Here is a 16807-nt window from a genome sequence, read left to right as displayed (position 1 = left end):
GTGCAAGTACAGCGGTGTGTGTTTGCGCCATTGTGCGGCCTAGCTGAGTTGTTGCTCTAGGGTAAATAGGCCAAATAGGGTATGTTGGCAAGCGCCTGTTTGTTTAAGTAAGTGCTTGTAAGTAAGTGCTTGTAAGTGGATGTGCGGTCTAGTCAAAACTTTGTGTTAAGGAGAGGGAATGTCGAATACCAAGCAATTGTCTTTGTTTGTTGATGTTGTGCAGCAAGGTTCATTTGTTAAAGCTGCTGCCTTGCACAATATGGATAATTCTTTGCTCTCTAAGCAGATAAAAAAGTTAGAAACTGAACTTGGTGTGCAGCTACTTAATCGTTCTACCCGTTCCTTTTCCTTAACTCCAGCTGGTGAAGAGATTTTCGATAAAGCCTTGCTGTTGTTAGATACCTTGGGCGACATTCAGATTATTGCTGACTCTTACCAACTGGAGCCTAAGGGCACCTTAAGAATTGTCGCGCCAATATTTTTTGGCCAGCAATACTTACAACCCGTGGTATCGCAGTTTATGAAGCAATACCCACAGGTAAAAATTAGCATGGTATTGGAAGATCGCCGCTCAGACATTATTGCCGACCACTTTGATTTGGCATTTCGTATTGGAAAGCTGAGCGCCTCTAACTTGATTGCAAAAAAGTTAGCAAATACTCACTTTGCTTTGGTTGCCTCTAAAAGCTTTGTTGAGCAGCACGGTATGCCCGAAACGCCAGAACAATTATTGGCGTTACCCGCAGTTGTGTATAGCAATGGTGAGCGGGTGCTCGATCATATCAAACTAGGTGCAACTCCACATAGTGAACCCAATCAAAGCTATCGAATGCGTGGCAATTATAAGGTAAGCGATGTACGAGCCTTAATGGGTGCGGTGTGTGATGGTTTAGGCTACAGCATGATTGACTTGTTTAATCTTGAGGCTTCAACCGAAACTTTGGGTTTAGTGCCACTGCTTACCAACTACCAAATTTCTACCATGGATACAGGCATTTATGCGGTGTATCCACATCGCAAGCAAACGGTGTTAGTGAAAGAGTTTATTGGTGCTGTGCAGCAATATATTGGTACTCCACCATTTTGGCTTGAGCACCTACCCAACTACCAACAGCTATATAAATAAGCCAAACTATCTCACCAGAAACATGAAGCTAGATTAAGTACTGGCCTGCAGAGTTATGGTCACTTACTTATCCCAAGTTTAGGTTAGATAGCAATAAAAAAGAGCAAGCATTGCTGCTTACTCCTTGATAGATCACTCCGGTTACTTATTTAACTAAACCGATACTTTAAAGCGGCTAAGTTGCTGGTTTAGTTGTTCCGCTTTCTCTATTGCTAATTGCGCAGCAGCTAAAGAGTCGCTGGAGTTTTCCAAGTTAATGCGGGTTTTATCGGCTAGCTCCGTTAGGTTGCGGTCGATATCTTCGGTTACATGACTTTGCTCTTCGGTTGAGGTGGCGGTTGAGACCGAAACCTCGCTCACTTTAGAAGTAGACTCTAAGATCTGATTAAGCGCTTCTAAGGTTTGCCCTGCTAAATCAACGGTGCCTTCGGCAACTGTGGAGCCTTTATTAATAGCATCTACTGCTTGGGTTACGCCGCTTTGTAGCGCTTCAATCATTTTCTGAATGTCTTCGGTAGATTGTTGAGTTTTACTGGCGAGGCTTCTTACTTCGTCGGCTACCACGGCAAATCCGCGGCCTTGCTCGCCAGCGCGCGCTGCTTCAATGGCGGCGTTTAAAGCGAGTAAGTTGGTTTGCTCGGCAATCCCGCGAATAACATCTAATACTGAGGCGATGCGGTCGGAGTCTTGCGATAGGTTTTCAACTACATTGGCGGCTTCTTGAACGGTGTTTGAGAGTAAACTAATGTGTTCCACCGATTCTTTAGTAACGTTTTGCCCTTGCTCGGTTTGGCTATTCACTGTATTGATTTCTTCGGCGGCGTGGTTGGCATTATTGGCCACTTCTCTAATGGCTGCCGCCATTTGTGTTACCGCTGTGGCTATCATTTCTACCGACTGATTTTGCTCTTTACTGACTTCGGTTGTTTGCTCAGATTTTTGAGCAATGCCAGCGATAGACTGGTTAAGCTCCACCGAGAATTTGTTTACATTGCCAATTAGGCCTTCTAGCAAATCTACAAATTGGTTAAAGCTGGTGGCTAGCTCGCCTATTTCATCATTACGTTGCACTTCTAGGCGTTGAGTTAAGTCGCCATCGCCTTGAGAAATGTCATTAATTCGGACGGTAATGCGAGTAATTGAATCAACTAGAATTTTAGGTCCAAAGTAAGCCAACAAAATAGACAGCACTACGGCAATGCTTGCCACAACACCTAGCATGCTGAGTTGACTGGTTACATCGGCAGAGGATTGCTGCTCAATATCATCGGCCAGTTTTTCGGCGGCTTCGGTAGCGATGTCGTAAAGCTCGCGTAGGCTTTCAAAATTTTGCACACTTTGGCCGGCACTTAAGGCAATGGCCTGCTTTTGCTTGCCGTCTTTAAGTAAGGTAAATACTTCGCTGCTGGGTTTCTTCCATTGATTAAATTTTTGCTCGAAACTTAGTAAGCCCTGAGTGGCTGCAGGGTAGTCGCTTAGTAAGTCTTTAAACTTTTGCATGCGTTGTTGGGCTTGTTCAGCATTTTCTTGGTAATTATCTATGAGACCAGCGATTGCTGAACTCGGTGCTTTTAGGGCTTCTAGCTCGGCTACTCTTGCTTGGTATAGGTCCCTATCAGCGTTTAGCACGGCTGCAAGGGCGGGTAGAATCTTTTCCTCTACGGTGACTAAACTGTTGTAAGTACTTTTGCCAACATTAAAACCAATCAGCGATACCAAAATTAATAACAAAGCATTCACGGCAAAAACTACCGAATACTTAAATCTCAAACTCTTAACATTCATGGTTACCGTCCGTATCAAACATATTACTGATAATTAGCTTATATAAAACAAAGCGATATAGCCTAAGTTATAAGTTTAAATTGTAGGCAAACAAAATTAAATTTGTATGGATGTTAAATTTTTTTACATATTTGAGCGTGGGTTTAGATTTTTTCATGGTTTACTGGCTGGTTGGTCATACATAAGGACTAAAGTGCAGGAGGGATGTTTAGCCAAGCAATCCCCCTTAAGCGCTAATGCATTTTGTTGGCGAGTAACTCTTGTAAGGCTAAGGGTAAATATCCGCGCAAACGCAGGCTTATTGTTTTTTGATGTTTCTGCCAGAGAATACCTAGATACACCATCGCTAAACCAATCAATGTTAGCGATATTGGAAACAGCCAACTGTCTTTAAATACTTGATCAGCAAGGTGGTAAAAGTAATAAAAGCAGCCCATGGCCGCAAAAACGACAAATACTCGGCGGGCAAGAATAACCCCTGTAAGCATCAAGGCTAAGTTAGAGAGAAAGTAGCCAAATTTTGCCCACTCACTATTGGATTCTTGAAAGCTTAAACCACACCAAAAGGTGAGTACGCCAAAGATATAAAGCCAAAATGCAAAATCGGCGCTGTGGCGACTGCGTATATCCACCCAAAAGGCCAGCAAGATCATCGCTAAACCAAAATACAAAGAGACCAGACTTCGCAAGTGAAAGTCGGGCCGTTCACCTGCCAACATGGCAGCGATGTCCATGCTCATATACCAAAGGGTGATGGCTAGCGGCATTAACATAAAGGGGTAACGATAACGCCAGCAAAGCACTAGGCCAACGATCAAGGTAGCAGCTTCCATATATAGCCAGTGCCATTGTATATAGCGGTGGTAATCATGATATTGACTAGAGCTGGGCCACCAACCCATGGCTTGCTGCAAGCCATATGTTGCCAAAGGGGTAAGGCAAATAACAAAAGTGGCGCATAAACCCGCTGGAATTATATGACCTTGTTGTTTAAAGCGTTGGCAAAGAAGTAGTGCCAACACCGAATACAACAGGCTAATGCTAACGATGCCCCAGCCTCCAAAACCTTCCCAAGCTAAGTTCATAAACAAGGTCATGGCACCTATAGCGATTAATCCGCCAAAGTAATACAACAAATGACTAAAGCTGAAATTAGCCGTGGTGTTTGATTGCAGCTCTAAAAAGCTGAGCAAGTTTTCAGCTTGCTGCTGGTTGATGATATTGGCTTCAACGGCTTGTTGTAATTTACGTTGGGTAATTTGAGTCATTAGTGAGTCCTAGTGCTACATTTCATCAGCTTGCCATTGTTCTTTTAAGAAAACTAAGTCATTTGTCAAAAATATCTCCCCTAGGCTTACTTGACATATAAGCCTAGCTGTCGCTTTACTTACTTATCCTAAATGTTGACGGACATGATTAGCCTATGGCGCTTAAGTTTCTGATAGCCATAATTATTTTTAGCTTTAGCAGCTGTTTGAGCGCCAAGCATTCAGGCGAGTTCTATCGTTTTTATGCCTTGAACTCTAAACCCGCTGGCTTTGAGGAAGGCGGTGAGCCGAAAGGCTATTATGCCGATATACTTAAGCTTGTTGCTCAGCGTTTGGCCTTAGATGATGCCAAAGTTGCGGTGGTTCCTTACCCAAGAATTGTAAATGAGCTGCTGCATAACGAACAAGGAGTGGTGATTTCTTGCTTGTTTCCCAATAAAAAGTTCGACCAATCGATTCACCAGCCAATTGCCGTAGCCAGTTTCCAAACGGCAGTAGTTAGCCTAGCGGACAAGCCATTTACCTGGGATAACTTTGAGGGTAAAAGGGTGGCTTCGTTAAGAGGGGCTAGCAAAGTTTATGGGCCAAAGTTGTATGATGCAGCCGAGCAGGGGCAAGTGACCATGCTGTCGGCGTCGACCTACTCACAGGCGCTTAAGTTGTTAGAGGCTGGGAGAGTTGATGGCTTTGCAGGCAACCTTGGGCTTATTTCGAATCTAGCACAAGAGATGGATATTGAGCTTGCCCAGCCTGCTTATTTAACTTCGACGAAGTCATATATCACTATTTCTATTGCCCCCAATACCGCCAATGCCGAGCAAATTTTGCAAGATATTGAGCTGAGCGTACAACAGCTTCTCAAAAGTGGCGAAATTCAAGATATTGTAGAGAGTTACCTGCCTAAAGCGATTCAAGAACGCTAGCATTAAGCCTTCTAAGCTAGCGCTTGTAATGATTTAAAGCTCGCTCTTTACTATTAGCTTGTGTCATAGCGACTACACTTAAATGACATTTGCATGAAAGTGGTTGCGGGAATGGCTTATGACTCGAGCTTGCTTATGGATAACACTAAGCTATTGCAGCTTAAGTTCAGCTCTAGTCGCTGAAGAGTTATGGGTGGGCAAGGTGTGCCCGGTTACTTATCAGCAGCAAACGCTGGGCGTATTGGTCTTTTCAGAAGCCTGGTATCACAGCAGTCGCCAACAAGCGTCCTATATTCCACGCGATAACGCTACTGGAGTAGGTCTAGAAATCCACCTATTTGCCAATCGTTTAGGTGAGTTAGACTTAGCCAACCAAGCCCAGTGTAATCAATACCGAATGCTGCAAATTCGCACCACTAATCGCCGCTTATTAGGTGATGAACAGAGGGCGCAAATTGATGCGCCGTCTAGCTTTGTAGAACCTTTTTATGACGCCTCTCCACTAGAACATGGCAGTGGTGTGCACCAAACGCCTGCAGATACCAGCGATAAACCTTGGAATGAGCCGCCTTCTAGGGCTTCTACCTTAGCAATTTATGATACGCCTTTTGTGTCTGACGCCTTAGGTAAAGAAGGCCAAGATATCATGGTGGAGTTTGAAACCTGCGTGGTGTGCCAACGAGACCAAGGCTATGACACCATTTTGTCTTGTGGCCGCTGGGGTTATAGCCGCGAATACCTGGACGAAAATACTGGCTGGGCCGAACCCGAGTTTCATGGCACTGAGTGCTTAAATAGCCCTAGTCCTCACTATCAAGAAACAGTGAGTTTGTCCGAAAGGTTTCCTTACAGTTATTGGTTAGATTGGCGTTAAGTTAATTCGGGGTATTTACGTTTATAACGTGGCAGCATGCTTTGGTTACCCAATAAACCACCTTGGTGAATATATAAAGTTGGGGTGTCATCAGCTGGTTCTTCAAGAAAGCGCATTAAACATTGCCAACCAATGGGGTCGTAGAGCAGTTCAAACTCAAGCTCGGTTTGCTGCTTAAGGTCTAGCCAGGTTTGGTAGTGTTCTTTATATAACTTGCCAAAGTGATACTTCTTTTCACGCGGCAGAATAATTGGGTGGGTGGAGGTATTACTATTAAGTTGGGTAAATTGCAGGCTTAGGTAGTTTTCATCTCCAACACAGGCGCAGCTATATACCCTTATGCAGGGATTCATTTGACTAAAATATTCATTCAAAAACAAGGCCGTAGTACCGGTGCCCGCTGGCAGCATTACATTTAAACGACCAATGTGGTTTTGATGCTGCCACTGTTCAATTTCTTCCGCTAGGGTAACCACCCCTTCTCGGGCGTATTCACAACGGCCACCTTCAGGGATAAACAATTGCTGCGGCGATAAGCTTGGCTTAACAATGGTTTGCATAAAACTGTCTAAATTAGCTTGCTGTTGTCGATGCAAGCTACTTACTTCAATGATCCGCGCGCCTAGCTCTAGAGCAGCTTGATAGTTGCCACAAGGGTTTTGCTTTAGCCAGCTGGGAATATGGTCAACGTAGAACTCGCATTTCCACTGCTTGAGCTTTGCCAACGCAGCCAAGGAATACAGGGAGTTGGCTTGTGCAGAGCCACTGCCAACCAGGGTGCTTACGCCCGGTTGCGGGTGATTTAAGAAGTGGTAGAACTTACGCGCTTTGTTGCCAGAGAACTGCGGGTGCAGTAAATCATCTCGCTTTACGTAGATTTTCTTATGCTGAAAATGTACCAACTGTACCGGAGATGGCTTAAACAACAGGCAACCAAATGTGATGAGTCTGTGGTGATTAGTTTACGTTGACTTGATTCAGTGGCAAAGCAATTTAATGATTGTGAGACAACAACTTGGATGACTGCTTATTATTGCATTCAATTGTGAAAACTTAGTGACAATAAATTTTAGGCAAAAAGATCTATCAAAAGTTTTGGCGATCCGCTGGTGATCTTAGGCGCAGCCCAGCATTGGCGCGGAAGATTAGATTTATGTGGATGACAAGACTTAGTTAACAAATAAAAATAGAAGCCTTAGTTGATTTTTTACTTGTCAATGAGAGTAACAACTGCCTATTTCCTTCACTACAATATATTTCACTGAAATAAGCTGAATAATCCAAACAGCTTTTCCCACAAAAACAGTGCACAAAGCTGTGGATAAAATTCTCTACGCGGTGAAGTTAGTGGCTTGCAGCGGATCGGTTTTTAGCGTCAATAATGTCACCTAAAATTAGTAAAAAATTCTTTTTTACTGCTTCTTTGTTTCGTGGCGTTGACATTTTTCTGTTAGTTAAAATAAATACAAAAATAGAACGTTTCATGAGCCTTGTTTTTAGAATGTAATGGCTAAAAAACTAAGTCTATATTGACCTGTATCGCAAATAAGCAAGCTAAGCTACTGATAGTGAAGTACTAGTCTAAGCGTGTTTTTTCACAGGAGTGTTCAATAATTGTTACTTTTATGCTGTTGGCTTAAGCAAGCTGAGCGCTATTACAGCAGCTTGCTTAAGAGATAAGCACTGTAAAACGGTAGTAACTCAATAGCATATTGCGTATTTTCTCAGTTTAAAGTATTTCGATTCTCTAGATGATTTGGTTGCGTAGAACGATTAAATGTTAATAACTTGCGCTTATGTGAATAAGTTTGGCGATAATCAAGAGTAAAGCGCTGATTTATGCTTAGCTGTATGTAATTTGTACTAAGGATCCTTGGCTGATTATCGGATCTGTTTTGTGGCTTATGCTAGTTGCTATTTGTGCGCCTGAAGATGTCGCTAATGTGCTTACTGAGGTAAAGTGAGTCTTTACGGAGGTGCAATGAAACAAGTTGATCAATTACTAGCTCAAGGGCTAAACAAACAACAAGTCTACGAACACGCAGAACAGCAGCAGTGGAATCTGCGAAAGGTGACTAAAGCCTTAGCCTCTATTCCCGAGCCCGGCACCTTGCAGCAGTATTCCAAGCAGAAAGCCTTTTTGCTGGCAGTACTGCAGTTTATGGTGCTCAGTAAATTGGTATTTGGCCTAATGGCCGCAGAACAAGTGAGTGCCCAGTTGTTAATGGCCTTACTAATGCCAGCCTTGGTGCCTTTGTTAATTATTTTTATGATCTACAAAAATGCAGCTAATGGTTATTTGTTGTTGATGGTATTTGCGGGCTTTTCTATCTATCAGAGTTTGCCCTATATCTTTCAGCTAGAAGGGCTAATTAATGTAGCTTTAAGTGCACTGTTTGCCGGTTTTACTTATTACCTTAAAAAGCGTTTGTTTCCTTTCCAGAATCTATTTCATACTGCAATTACTGGCCGAGGGCACTATATTTATCAGCAAGTGGAAAAATCCGATAACGCCGATAACTAATTAGAGAGGCTTAGTGCTTAAACGCTTAGAACTGTTGGTTCCTCCTCCCCTTTGGCTATTGTTATGTGTAGCTATAGCTTACGGCTTGGCGCACTTAAGTACGCAGTGGAGTTGGCTAATACTGCCATTGGGCTTGGTAAAGCTGCAGTGGCCTTTGGTGTTTTTGGCGGCATTTATCGCAGTAACTAGCCTGATTGGTTTTGCTAGAAAACACACAACTATCAATCCTCATCACCCGGAACGCAGTAAGCATTTAGTCGTGGAAGGGCTATATCGTTATAGCCGTAATCCAATGTATTTAAGTTTGCTGCTACTGTTAACGGCCTGGTGTTTACATTTGCAAGCGGGGTTAAGCTTATTAAGCTGCGTAGTGTTTGTGCTGCTTATCAATCGTTTACAGATAAAGCCTGAAGAAAAGCTACTTACGCAGCAATTTAATGAACAATACCTGCAATATTGCCGCAATGTTCGACGTTGGCTTTAGCAAAAGTGCAGGTTTTTTAACTTTACGGAGTGACTTTTAAGCCAGATCAATTTGGTAAATTAAGCACTTAGGCTACACTACAGCCAATATGTAATGTGATCTCGATCTCCTTTTGTTCAGCTGAAAAGCTTTGCAGCCTTGCTGTTAAGACGCGGACTAGGGATAACTAGCACAGTTTTTTTAGAGTAAGCTAAACATGGCTAATCCAATTTCAGCACGCAAAGCTTGGGTAAAGGGTTCTTTACCACTGGCTGAGTATGCCGCTTCATGTAATCAAGCTCAGCTTCAGAGCTTATCTCCACAACTTCGTAATTTGCGCCAAAATGGCGTAGATGCCTTGGTAGTGCCAGTGCATTGGCGCTATATCGCACCATTTAGTGCCGAACAATTAGATCAGGCAGAGTGCTGGGCCTCTCTTAAGCGCTTGTCTGCGCATTTGGTGTCGCATGGCTTTAAGCTGCAATACCAGTTGTTCTTTTCTTCCGATACCCAGCAAGGGGTTGAACAACGTCTTCCTGATTGGTTTTGGGGCTCTATGCTGGCCGCCTTGCCGAAAAACCAAAGCGCTGATGCGATTAAGTACGTTAACCAATATGGCCGCGACAATACCCAAAGCCCAAGTTTATGGGCTGAAGCTGGTTTGGTGGACATGTTTGGCCAATGGATGGGCTGCTTTGCCCAGCACATGGCCGAGTTTGCCCCACGTTGTGATGCCTTATTACTGGGTTTAGGCCCAAATGGCGAGGCTTGTATTCCTTGGGGCGAGCGTGATGGCCAACCTATCTATCAAAGCTTTAGCCCAACAGCATTGGCAGCCTTAGCCGACGACATGCAGCTACAATATGGTTCGCAACAAGCGTGGTTGAGTTTGTGGGAGCTAAACGGCGATACGCCTTGGCAAGAACAACTGGCTGAAACCCTAAGCCGTTGTTACAAGAACAAAACTAGTAATACCTGCTTTAAAGAGTTTAATGCATGGTATGCCAGCAATTGGCAAGCCTATGTGGGTAAGGTATTGGCCACTGCTGAGCAGCAATTTGCTGATGTATGGGCGCACAGCCAGTTGTGTTTAAACATTCCTATGCCAGAGCTTACTGCCAGTGATCACCCTTGGTTGGGCTGTTTAACCGGGATTAATCCACAGCCGTGGCTAGATCGCCCGCAGTTGCTCGATTACCACATTGCTCAATTAGAGTATTGGCATGTTCAAGCTGCAGGTCGTTTGTTAATTGTGGCCAGTGGTGCAGAATCAAGCCATGCCACTCGCGTTAACCAAGCCTTACTTACTGCAATGCGTAAGCTTAAAATACCGGCATTAGTGCAAAACTCGCAACCACAGGCGCTGGCTAGCCACCCTGGTTGGGATCAGCTCTATCATTCGGTATTACATGGCAGTGCATTTGAAGGCTGGATCTTTAACGATATGTCGCAGCTTAATGAGCAGGCGATTGTTAAAGGCCGCTTGTCGCAATTAAATAAGTTTAAGTATCAAATTGCCGAAACTAAGCAATTAGGTAAAAAGCAATTCCGTGTTATGGGGCCGTTACATCTTAAAGTGGCCAACCAAAAGCAGTTGCTGGATGAAGAAAACTGGAAACAGTTTGAAGCGCAACTACGCCAGCTTCGCAGTATTGGTGTTACCGCTATTTCTACCGATATTTGGTGGGGTTTGGTTGAAGGTGACAAGCCAGGAAAGTTTGACTGGAGTTATTACGATCGCGTAGTTAGCCTGCTTAAGCGTTTAGGTTTGCAATGGGTACCTATTTTGTCGTTCCACCAGGCGGGCGGCAATGTGAACGATGACTTTATGCAAGCCATTCCCTTGTGGTTGTGGGGCCGTTTGCTAGAGAGTAACGATCAGCTAAATTCGGTGCAAGATCTGCAATATGTTTCGGAAACCGGTGATGCCTCCATGGAGTACGTATCGCTGTGGGCCGACGAATTTGTGATGCCTTATTACCAGCGCTTTATGGAAGCCTTTAAGCAGCATTACATTAACCAAGCTGGTTTGATGGATGAAATCAACGTAAGCCTAGGCCCTGCCGGTGAGTTGCGTTATCCAAGCTACAACGCCCACGATTGGGGTAATTACCCTAACCGCGGCACCTTGCAGTGTTACAGCCGCTTAGCCAAACAAGATTGGTTGCGTTACTTAAAAGAGAAGTACCACAGCATTGCCGCGCTAAATGGCAGCTTTGGCTTCACTTGGGACAGTTTTGAACAAGCCGAAATACCCGATGCAGATTGGCTATTTAGTCACAAGCGCTATATTCATAACTCTTGGGCGCGCGAGTTTTTAACTTGGTACCACAAAGCCTTGGTGGCTCATGGTCGACGTATTTTTGAAAATGCGCTGGGCGTGTTTGACGATGACTCATTTGGTCAGGTACCTATTGGGATTAAAATTCCAGGCATTCACTGGGTAGTGAGTGACCCCGAATTGCCACGTGCGGCCGAAATTACTGCTGGCTTAATTGCGGTGCACCCAACGCTAAGCAGCAATAACCAACAAGAATATCTTGGTTTGCTAAAAGCCTTGTTGCCAGAAGGCAAGCAAGCGCGTGCCGCGATTCATTTCACTTGTTTAGAAATGATAAACAAAGACTATGAAGGTTATTCTCGCGCAGCTGATTTAGTGGACTGGATGGCCGATGCAGCGGACGAATGCCAAGTATCACTGATGGGTGAAAATGCCCTTGCTGGTGAGTTATATGGCGAGCAGGGTTGGAAGCAAATGGCACGAGCGCTAACGCGCGCACCTGGCTACGATGGTTTAACCTTGTTAAGAATGCAAAACTTCTTTGATGATGAGCCAACGCCAATGCGTGAGCTAAGAAAGCTGATTAACCGCATTAGCTGATAGATGAGTAATATTGATTAAGCGCAGCGACTAAGCTGCGCTTTTTTTATGCTTAGCGTCTGCTCAGCATTGGCGAGTGATTTAGCCAAACTCAAATAATGAGGATGGTGACTATAAACACCAAAAGGCGAGATAGCTCGGTAGCCGTGTTTAGCGTAAAACTGGATGGCTTGAGTGTTTGAGTTACGGGTGGCTAAATTTATTTGTTGATAACCCAGAGTTACAGCGTATTGCTCTAGAGCTTGCAAAATAACCTTACCCAATCCAGCCTGATGCGAGTAAATTCGCTTCATTTCACAAATACCTGGTTGTAGATACCTAAAACCACCGCAGGCGAGGGCTACACCCTTACGTTTAACTAATAGAAATACTGCATCTTCAGCTAAAAACTCACTTTCATTAAAACATTCAACCGCGCTGTTTCCAGTTAATTTCATTAAGGAATCGGCTTGGGCTTTTAACAGTTGTTTGCTTTGTTCGCTGTTAGGATTTTCATGGCAAATTTCTATCATTGTTTTGTCAAAAATTTAATCAATACATAGACATAATTAGTGCTAGTCTTACTAACAAATGCTGCATATAGGTTAAAAACAAATGATATTTCCCTTACATTTTAAATGGATTTAAGTTCTGTTGATTTTGTATTTTTGGGTTTATTTGTCTGATTTTTGCCGTTAGTTTGATTTAATCATCTATTGTTGGCGTTGGCTTTCACGTAAAGTGCGTCGCAATTAAAGCGTGGGAGGAATTATGATCACAATTGAGTTGCTGGTGGTATTAGCAGCCATATTTTTAGGTGCCCGATTAGGCGGCATTGGAATTGGTTTTGCGGGTGGTTTAGGGGTACTGGTTCTTACCCTTGGTTTGGGCATGACCCCAGGCACTATTCCTATTGAAGTGATCTTAATTATTATGTCGGTGATTGCCGCCATTGCTGCCATGCAAGTGGCGGGCGGCTTACAGTTTTTGGTAAATATTGCCGAGCGCGTGCTGCGCAGTAACCCCAAACAGGTGACCTTTCTTGCCCCCATCGTCACTTACGTTATGACCTTGTTTGCTGGCACCGGGCATACTGCATTTTCAACTTTACCGGTGATAGCCGAGGTAGCTAAAGAGCAGGGGATCCGCCCTTCACGGCCCTTAAGCATTGCTGTTGTTGCCTCGCAAATCGCCATTACCGCTTCGCCTATTTCTGCTGCAGTAGTGCTAATGAGTGGCATGTTGGAAGATAAAGGCGTGGGCTACATCAGCTTGCTGATGATATGTATTCCAGCCACTTTCTTAGCCTGTATGGTGGGTGCCTTTGTTGCTCAATTTATGGGCAAAGAGTTAAAAGACGATCCTATTTACCAAGAGCGTTTAGCCCATGGCTTAGTTAGCCAGCGTGATAAGCAAGCCAGCGAGTTACCGGCCAGCGCCAAACGTTCGGTGCTTATTTTTTTGGTGGCGATTGTAGCGGTAGTGTTTTACGCCACGGCCATTAGCGATGCTGTTGGACTAATTGAAAACCCAACCCTGCCACGTAACGAAGCCATCATGGTGTTTATGTTAACGGCTGCTACCGCCATTGCGCTGTTTTGCAAGGTTGATACTGGTGAAGTACTAAATGCCGCTACCTTTAAATCGGGCATGAGCGCTTGTATTTGTGTACTTGGTGTAGCGTGGTTGGGCGATACTTTTGTATCGGGTCATTTGGAAGAGATTAAAGCCTTGTCGGGCGGTTTATTAGAAGAGCATCCGTGGATGTTGGCGCTGATTTTATTCTTTGCCAGTATGCTGTTGTATTCACAAGCGGCTACTACCGCGGCATTAATGCCTTCAGCCTTTATGCTAGGTGTAAGCCCAGAAGCGGCGATTGCCTCTTTTGCCGCAGTTAGCGCGCTGTTTGTATTACCTACTTACCCAACCTTGTTAGCAGCCGTAGAAATGGATGACACTGGTTCTACTCGAATTGGCAAATGGGTATTTAACCATCCCTTCTTTGTTCCTGGTGTTGCTACCATTACTAGCTCGGTTATTTTAGGCTTTATATTTGCCGAGATCATTCTCTAGCAATAAGCTTGATACTAGCCTAAGCGGGGCCGCTGCGCCCATTGCCCTTATCGCAAGGTTCTAACCTAAAGCAATAAGAGTAATGGGCGTTTTTGTAGCTTTTTGCTAGCGAGCTTAGAAAGTTATGGCCAGCAGTAAGTGAATGGTTAATGCGATAAGCCATTAAATTTTAATACTTAGCGCTCCCGCTTAACTGCAACTATCTAACAGATACCATATACTAGAGCTTAAGCTACAAACCCCTCTTCAACATCGAGTACCTATGACCGTCGAACTGCTTGAGATTCGTAATTTCATCTGCCAATACCCACCGTTTGATCAGTTGCCAGACGAAGTGTTGATTGAGGTCTCTAAAAGTGTCGAAATTTCCTACTATCGCGCCGATAGCATGATCATTGAGTTTGGCGACAGAATTCATGATTTGTTCATGATCCGTAGTGGGGTGGTGGAAATATATCGCCGAACTGGAGAGTTATATAATCGCCTCGATCAAGGTGGCCTGTTTGGTCAAATGGGGCTGCTAACCAGCAATAAAGTGCGCTTTCCCGCAAAGGCGGTTAAAGACACGCTGCTGTATTGTATTCCTGAAACCATCTTTGAAGACCTATGCGAACGCTACGAGGTTTTTGCTGATTTTGTAGAAGTTGAAGGCAGTATTCGCCTGCAACAAGCCGTTGAAGACAATAGTGAAGATGCCAACTCACTCACCACGTCTAAGGTGAAAACCATATTGAGTGGTGCGCCGGTGATGTTAGCCTCTAGCACTTCGATTAAAGACGTAGCCATGGTTATGTCGGAAGAGAATGTTTCGGCTGCGCTGATTAAAGATCTAAGCTTGGATGACGAAGGTGGTGAAAGCTTTGTGGGCATTATTACCCAGCGTGATTTGTGCGCCAAAGTGATTGCTCAGGGCTTGGATGTAGATACCCAAGTGGATGAGGTGATGTCTACCGAGCTGGTTTCCCTCGACCACAATGCCTATATCTTTGAAGCAATGTTAATGATGTTGCGTTACAACGTGCATCACCTGCCTATTCTTAAAAACAAGCGACCAATTGGACTCATTGAAGTCACAGACCTGATCCGTTATGAATCAAAAAACAGCTTGCTGATAGTAAGCAGTATTTTCCAGCAAAACAGTATTGATGATCTTATTCTACTGTCGCATCAAACTAAAGATTGTTTTGTGCGGATGATTCACGAAGACGCCAATTCACACATGATTGGCCGAGCCATGTCGGAAATTGGCAGAAGCTTTAAGCAGCGGCTGTTAGAGTTGGCCGAAGAAAAACTTGGCCCGCCGCCGGTGCCATACTGCTTTTTAGCGCTTGGCTCAATGGCGCGAGACGAGCAGCTAATTGTTACCGACCAAGATAATGCGATTATTTTGAGTAACGAGTATCAAGAAGACTTGCATGGTAAGTACTTTGAGGAACTGGCGACTTATGTATGTGATGGCTTAGCGGCTTGTGGTTACACCTATTGTAGCGGCGAGATTATGGCCACTAATCCTGAGTACCGTAAAACTCAAAGCCAGTGGGAAGAATGCTTTGCCGATTGGATAGATAACCCCAACCCGCAAGCCTTACTTAACTGCTCCATATTCTTTGATTTATATGGAGTGTTCGGTCGCCCTAAATGGGCTGAGCAGTTAAATGCGTTTATCTTGCGAAAAGCCAAAAAGAATAATCGCTTTTTAGCTTGTTTAGCCCGAAATGCCTTGAATCGCACACCGCCATTAGGGTTTTTTAAAGACTTTGTGATGGAAAAAGATGGCCGACATAGAAACTCAATCAACTTAAAACGTCGCGGGACTGCTCCCTTGGCGGACTTAATTCGTGTGCATGGTTTAGCTATTGGCTCGCAATCGCAGAACTCTTTTGACCGCTTAGAAGACATTATCGAGGCGGGTATTTTGCCTTCTTCTAAAGGCAAGGATCTACAGCATGCCATGGAGTTTATTTCTTTGGTGCGGATCCGCCACCAAGCCTTAGATATTGAATCTGACCAAGAACCGGATAACAACATAGAGCCAGAGAACATGTCGGATTTTGAGCGCCGCAATCTTAAGGATGCGTTTTTGGTACTTAGCAGTGCGCAAAACTTTCTAAAGTTCCGTTACACCGCCAATAGTATGCAGAATAGCTAATGCCTAATATTACTCATCAAGAAGTTTTAAACTGGAAGGCCTTTCTCAAAATTAAGGCCTCAGAGAGCAAAGATAAGCGCTTAAGCAATTTTTACAATGCCAGTACTTACCATGCTGAAACCAAGCTAAAAGATATTGAGTTTGTTGCCTTAGACTTTGAAACCACCGGTTTGGATGCCAAGAAAAATAGCATTATTAGCATCGGTTTAGTGCCATTCACCCTGCAACGTATTGCTTGTAGGCAGGCTAAGCACTGGTTTGTAACGCCCGAAGATAAGCTACAAGAAGACTCGATAGTGATTCATGGTATTACTCACTCAGATCTAAAAGGTGCACCCAGTTTATTACGTATTTTGGAGCAATTATTAGATGAGCTAGCCGGTAAAGTGGTGGTGGTGCATTACCGTAGAATTGAGCGTGATTTTTTGTATGAAACCCTGCGCGGTTTAATCAATGAAGGGATAATTTTCCCGATCGTCGATACCATGCAAATAGAGGCCGACATACTAGAAGCTCGACCGAAAAAGATGATGGATTGGATACGAAAACCCAAGCCGGTGTCAATTCGTTTAGCTAATTCTCGAAGCCGCTATAATTTGCCCGATTACCCGCCACACGACGCGCTTACTGACGCCATTGCAACTGCGGAGCTATTACAAGCGCAGATTCATTATCACTTTAGCCCCGATACCCCTATCAATAAACTGTGGTTATAAAAAAGCCGAGTAGCGTTAGCTTACTCGGCTTATTGTGGCTAGGCGT

The 16807-nt window shown here is 44.1% G+C and carries 13 protein-coding genes; 9 read left to right on the top strand and 4 right to left on the bottom strand.

Going from position 1 to position 16807, the window contains the following annotated elements; genetic code table 11:
• Positions 1-178: 178 nt before the first annotated feature.
• Positions 179-1126 carry a LysR family transcriptional regulator gene (locus K5609_RS16010; protein WP_221074527.1) on the top strand — a complete coding sequence of 316 codons (948 nt, stop codon included), beginning with the start codon at positions 179-181 and terminating at the stop codon, positions 1124-1126.
• A 153-nt stretch (positions 1127-1279) separates the two neighbouring features.
• Here K5609_RS16010 and K5609_RS16005 read toward each other — a convergent pair whose 3' ends face one another.
• On the bottom strand, positions 1280-2911 hold the full coding sequence (locus K5609_RS16005) for a methyl-accepting chemotaxis protein (protein ID WP_221074526.1): 1632 nt from the start codon (positions 2909-2911) through the stop codon (positions 1280-1282).
• Between the two features lie 233 nt (positions 2912-3144).
• Positions 3145-4179 (bottom strand): DUF2157 domain-containing protein, encoded by a 1035-nt coding sequence (locus tag K5609_RS16000; RefSeq protein ID WP_221074525.1) that lies wholly within the window; start codon positions 4177-4179, stop codon positions 3145-3147.
• A gap of 206 nt (positions 4180-4385) precedes the next feature.
• Between K5609_RS16000 and K5609_RS15995 the strand changes: the two genes are divergently transcribed.
• Both K5609_RS15995 and K5609_RS15990 read left to right on the top strand, forming a co-directional pair.
• The gene (locus tag K5609_RS15995) at positions 4386-5102 is read left to right on the top strand and encodes a substrate-binding periplasmic protein (RefSeq protein WP_221074524.1); all 717 of its coding nucleotides are present in this window, start codon (positions 4386-4388) and stop codon (positions 5100-5102) included.
• Between the two features lie 118 nt (positions 5103-5220).
• Positions 5221-5976, top strand: a complete 756-nt coding sequence (locus tag K5609_RS15990; RefSeq protein ID WP_221074523.1) for a hypothetical protein — start codon at positions 5221-5223, stop codon at positions 5974-5976.
• Here the strand turns inward: K5609_RS15990 and K5609_RS15985 are convergent.
• Entirely contained in the window at positions 5973-6902 is a 930-nt protein-coding gene (locus K5609_RS15985; RefSeq protein ID WP_221074522.1) for a pyridoxal-phosphate dependent enzyme, read from the bottom strand. The genes K5609_RS15990 and K5609_RS15985 overlap by 4 nt on opposite strands.
• A gap of 1055 nt (positions 6903-7957) precedes the next feature.
• On the opposite strand from K5609_RS15985, the gene K5609_RS15980 reads away from it, so the two are divergent.
• The 3 genes from K5609_RS15980 to K5609_RS15970 all read left to right on the top strand — a co-directional run bounded on the left by K5609_RS15980 (position 7958) and on the right by K5609_RS15970 (position 11844).
• Positions 7958-8500, top strand: coding sequence for a hypothetical protein (locus K5609_RS15980; RefSeq protein WP_221074521.1), 543 nt, complete (start codon positions 7958-7960; stop codon positions 8498-8500).
• A 13-nt stretch (positions 8501-8513) separates the two neighbouring features.
• On the top strand, positions 8514-8984 hold the full coding sequence (locus tag K5609_RS15975; RefSeq protein ID WP_040307453.1) for a methyltransferase family protein: 471 nt from the start codon (positions 8514-8516) through the stop codon (positions 8982-8984).
• A 196-nt stretch (positions 8985-9180) separates the two neighbouring features.
• Positions 9181-11844 (top strand): family 14 glycosylhydrolase, encoded by a 2664-nt coding sequence (locus K5609_RS15970; RefSeq protein ID WP_221074520.1) that lies wholly within the window; start codon positions 9181-9183, stop codon positions 11842-11844.
• A 17-nt stretch (positions 11845-11861) separates the two neighbouring features.
• Here the strand turns inward: K5609_RS15970 and K5609_RS15965 are convergent, their stop codons facing one another.
• On the bottom strand, positions 11862-12281 hold the full coding sequence (locus K5609_RS15965; RefSeq protein ID WP_221074519.1) for a GNAT family N-acetyltransferase: 420 nt from the start codon (positions 12279-12281) through the stop codon (positions 11862-11864).
• A 313-nt stretch (positions 12282-12594) separates the two neighbouring features.
• Between K5609_RS15965 and K5609_RS15960 the strand changes: the two genes are divergently transcribed.
• The 3 genes from K5609_RS15960 (at position 12595) to K5609_RS15950 (ending at position 16761) form a co-directional block, all read left to right on the top strand.
• Entirely contained in the window at positions 12595-13896 is a 1302-nt protein-coding gene (locus tag K5609_RS15960) for an anaerobic C4-dicarboxylate transporter (RefSeq protein WP_163130566.1), read from the top strand.
• Between the two features lie 262 nt (positions 13897-14158).
• On the top strand, positions 14159-16045 hold the full coding sequence (locus K5609_RS15955; RefSeq protein ID WP_221074518.1) for a DUF294 nucleotidyltransferase-like domain-containing protein: 1887 nt from the start codon (positions 14159-14161) through the stop codon (positions 16043-16045).
• Positions 16045-16761: a 3'-5' exonuclease gene (locus K5609_RS15950; protein ID WP_221074517.1), complete on the top strand. Its 717-nt coding sequence runs from the start codon at positions 16045-16047 to the stop codon at positions 16759-16761. The genes K5609_RS15955 and K5609_RS15950 overlap by 1 nt, the downstream gene beginning before the upstream one ends.
• Positions 16762-16807 lie beyond the last annotated feature (46 nt).

This window comes from Agarivorans aestuarii, assembly GCF_019670125.1.
Taxonomy (GTDB): Bacteria; Pseudomonadota; Gammaproteobacteria; order Enterobacterales; family Celerinatantimonadaceae; genus Agarivorans; species Agarivorans aestuarii.
Note: the sequence above shows the minus strand (reverse complement) of the source record. Positions and strands in the feature narration are given on the sequence as shown.

Coding starts and splice junctions, on each gene's coding strand:
- K5609_RS15970 (WP_221074520.1), top strand. CDS start 9,181: ATGGCTAATCCAATTTCAGCACGCAAAGCTTGGGTAAAGGGTTCTTTA.
- K5609_RS16005 (WP_221074526.1), bottom strand. CDS start 2,911: ATGAATGTTAAGAGTTTGAGATTTAAGTATTCGGTAGTTTTTGCCGTG.
- K5609_RS15980 (WP_221074521.1), top strand. CDS start 7,958: ATGAAACAAGTTGATCAATTACTAGCTCAAGGGCTAAACAAACAACAA.
- K5609_RS15965 (WP_221074519.1), bottom strand. CDS start 12,281: ATGAAATTAACTGGAAACAGCGCGGTTGAATGTTTTAATGAAAGTGAG.
- K5609_RS15950 (WP_221074517.1), top strand. CDS start 16,045: ATGCCTAATATTACTCATCAAGAAGTTTTAAACTGGAAGGCCTTTCTC.
- K5609_RS16010 (WP_221074527.1), top strand. CDS start 179: ATGTCGAATACCAAGCAATTGTCTTTGTTTGTTGATGTTGTGCAGCAA.
- K5609_RS16000 (WP_221074525.1), bottom strand. CDS start 4,179: ATGACTCAAATTACCCAACGTAAATTACAACAAGCCGTTGAAGCCAAT.
- K5609_RS15955 (WP_221074518.1), top strand. CDS start 14,159: ATGACCGTCGAACTGCTTGAGATTCGTAATTTCATCTGCCAATACCCA.
- K5609_RS15990 (WP_221074523.1), top strand. CDS start 5,221: ATGACTCGAGCTTGCTTATGGATAACACTAAGCTATTGCAGCTTAAGT.
- K5609_RS15960 (WP_163130566.1), top strand. CDS start 12,595: ATGATCACAATTGAGTTGCTGGTGGTATTAGCAGCCATATTTTTAGGT.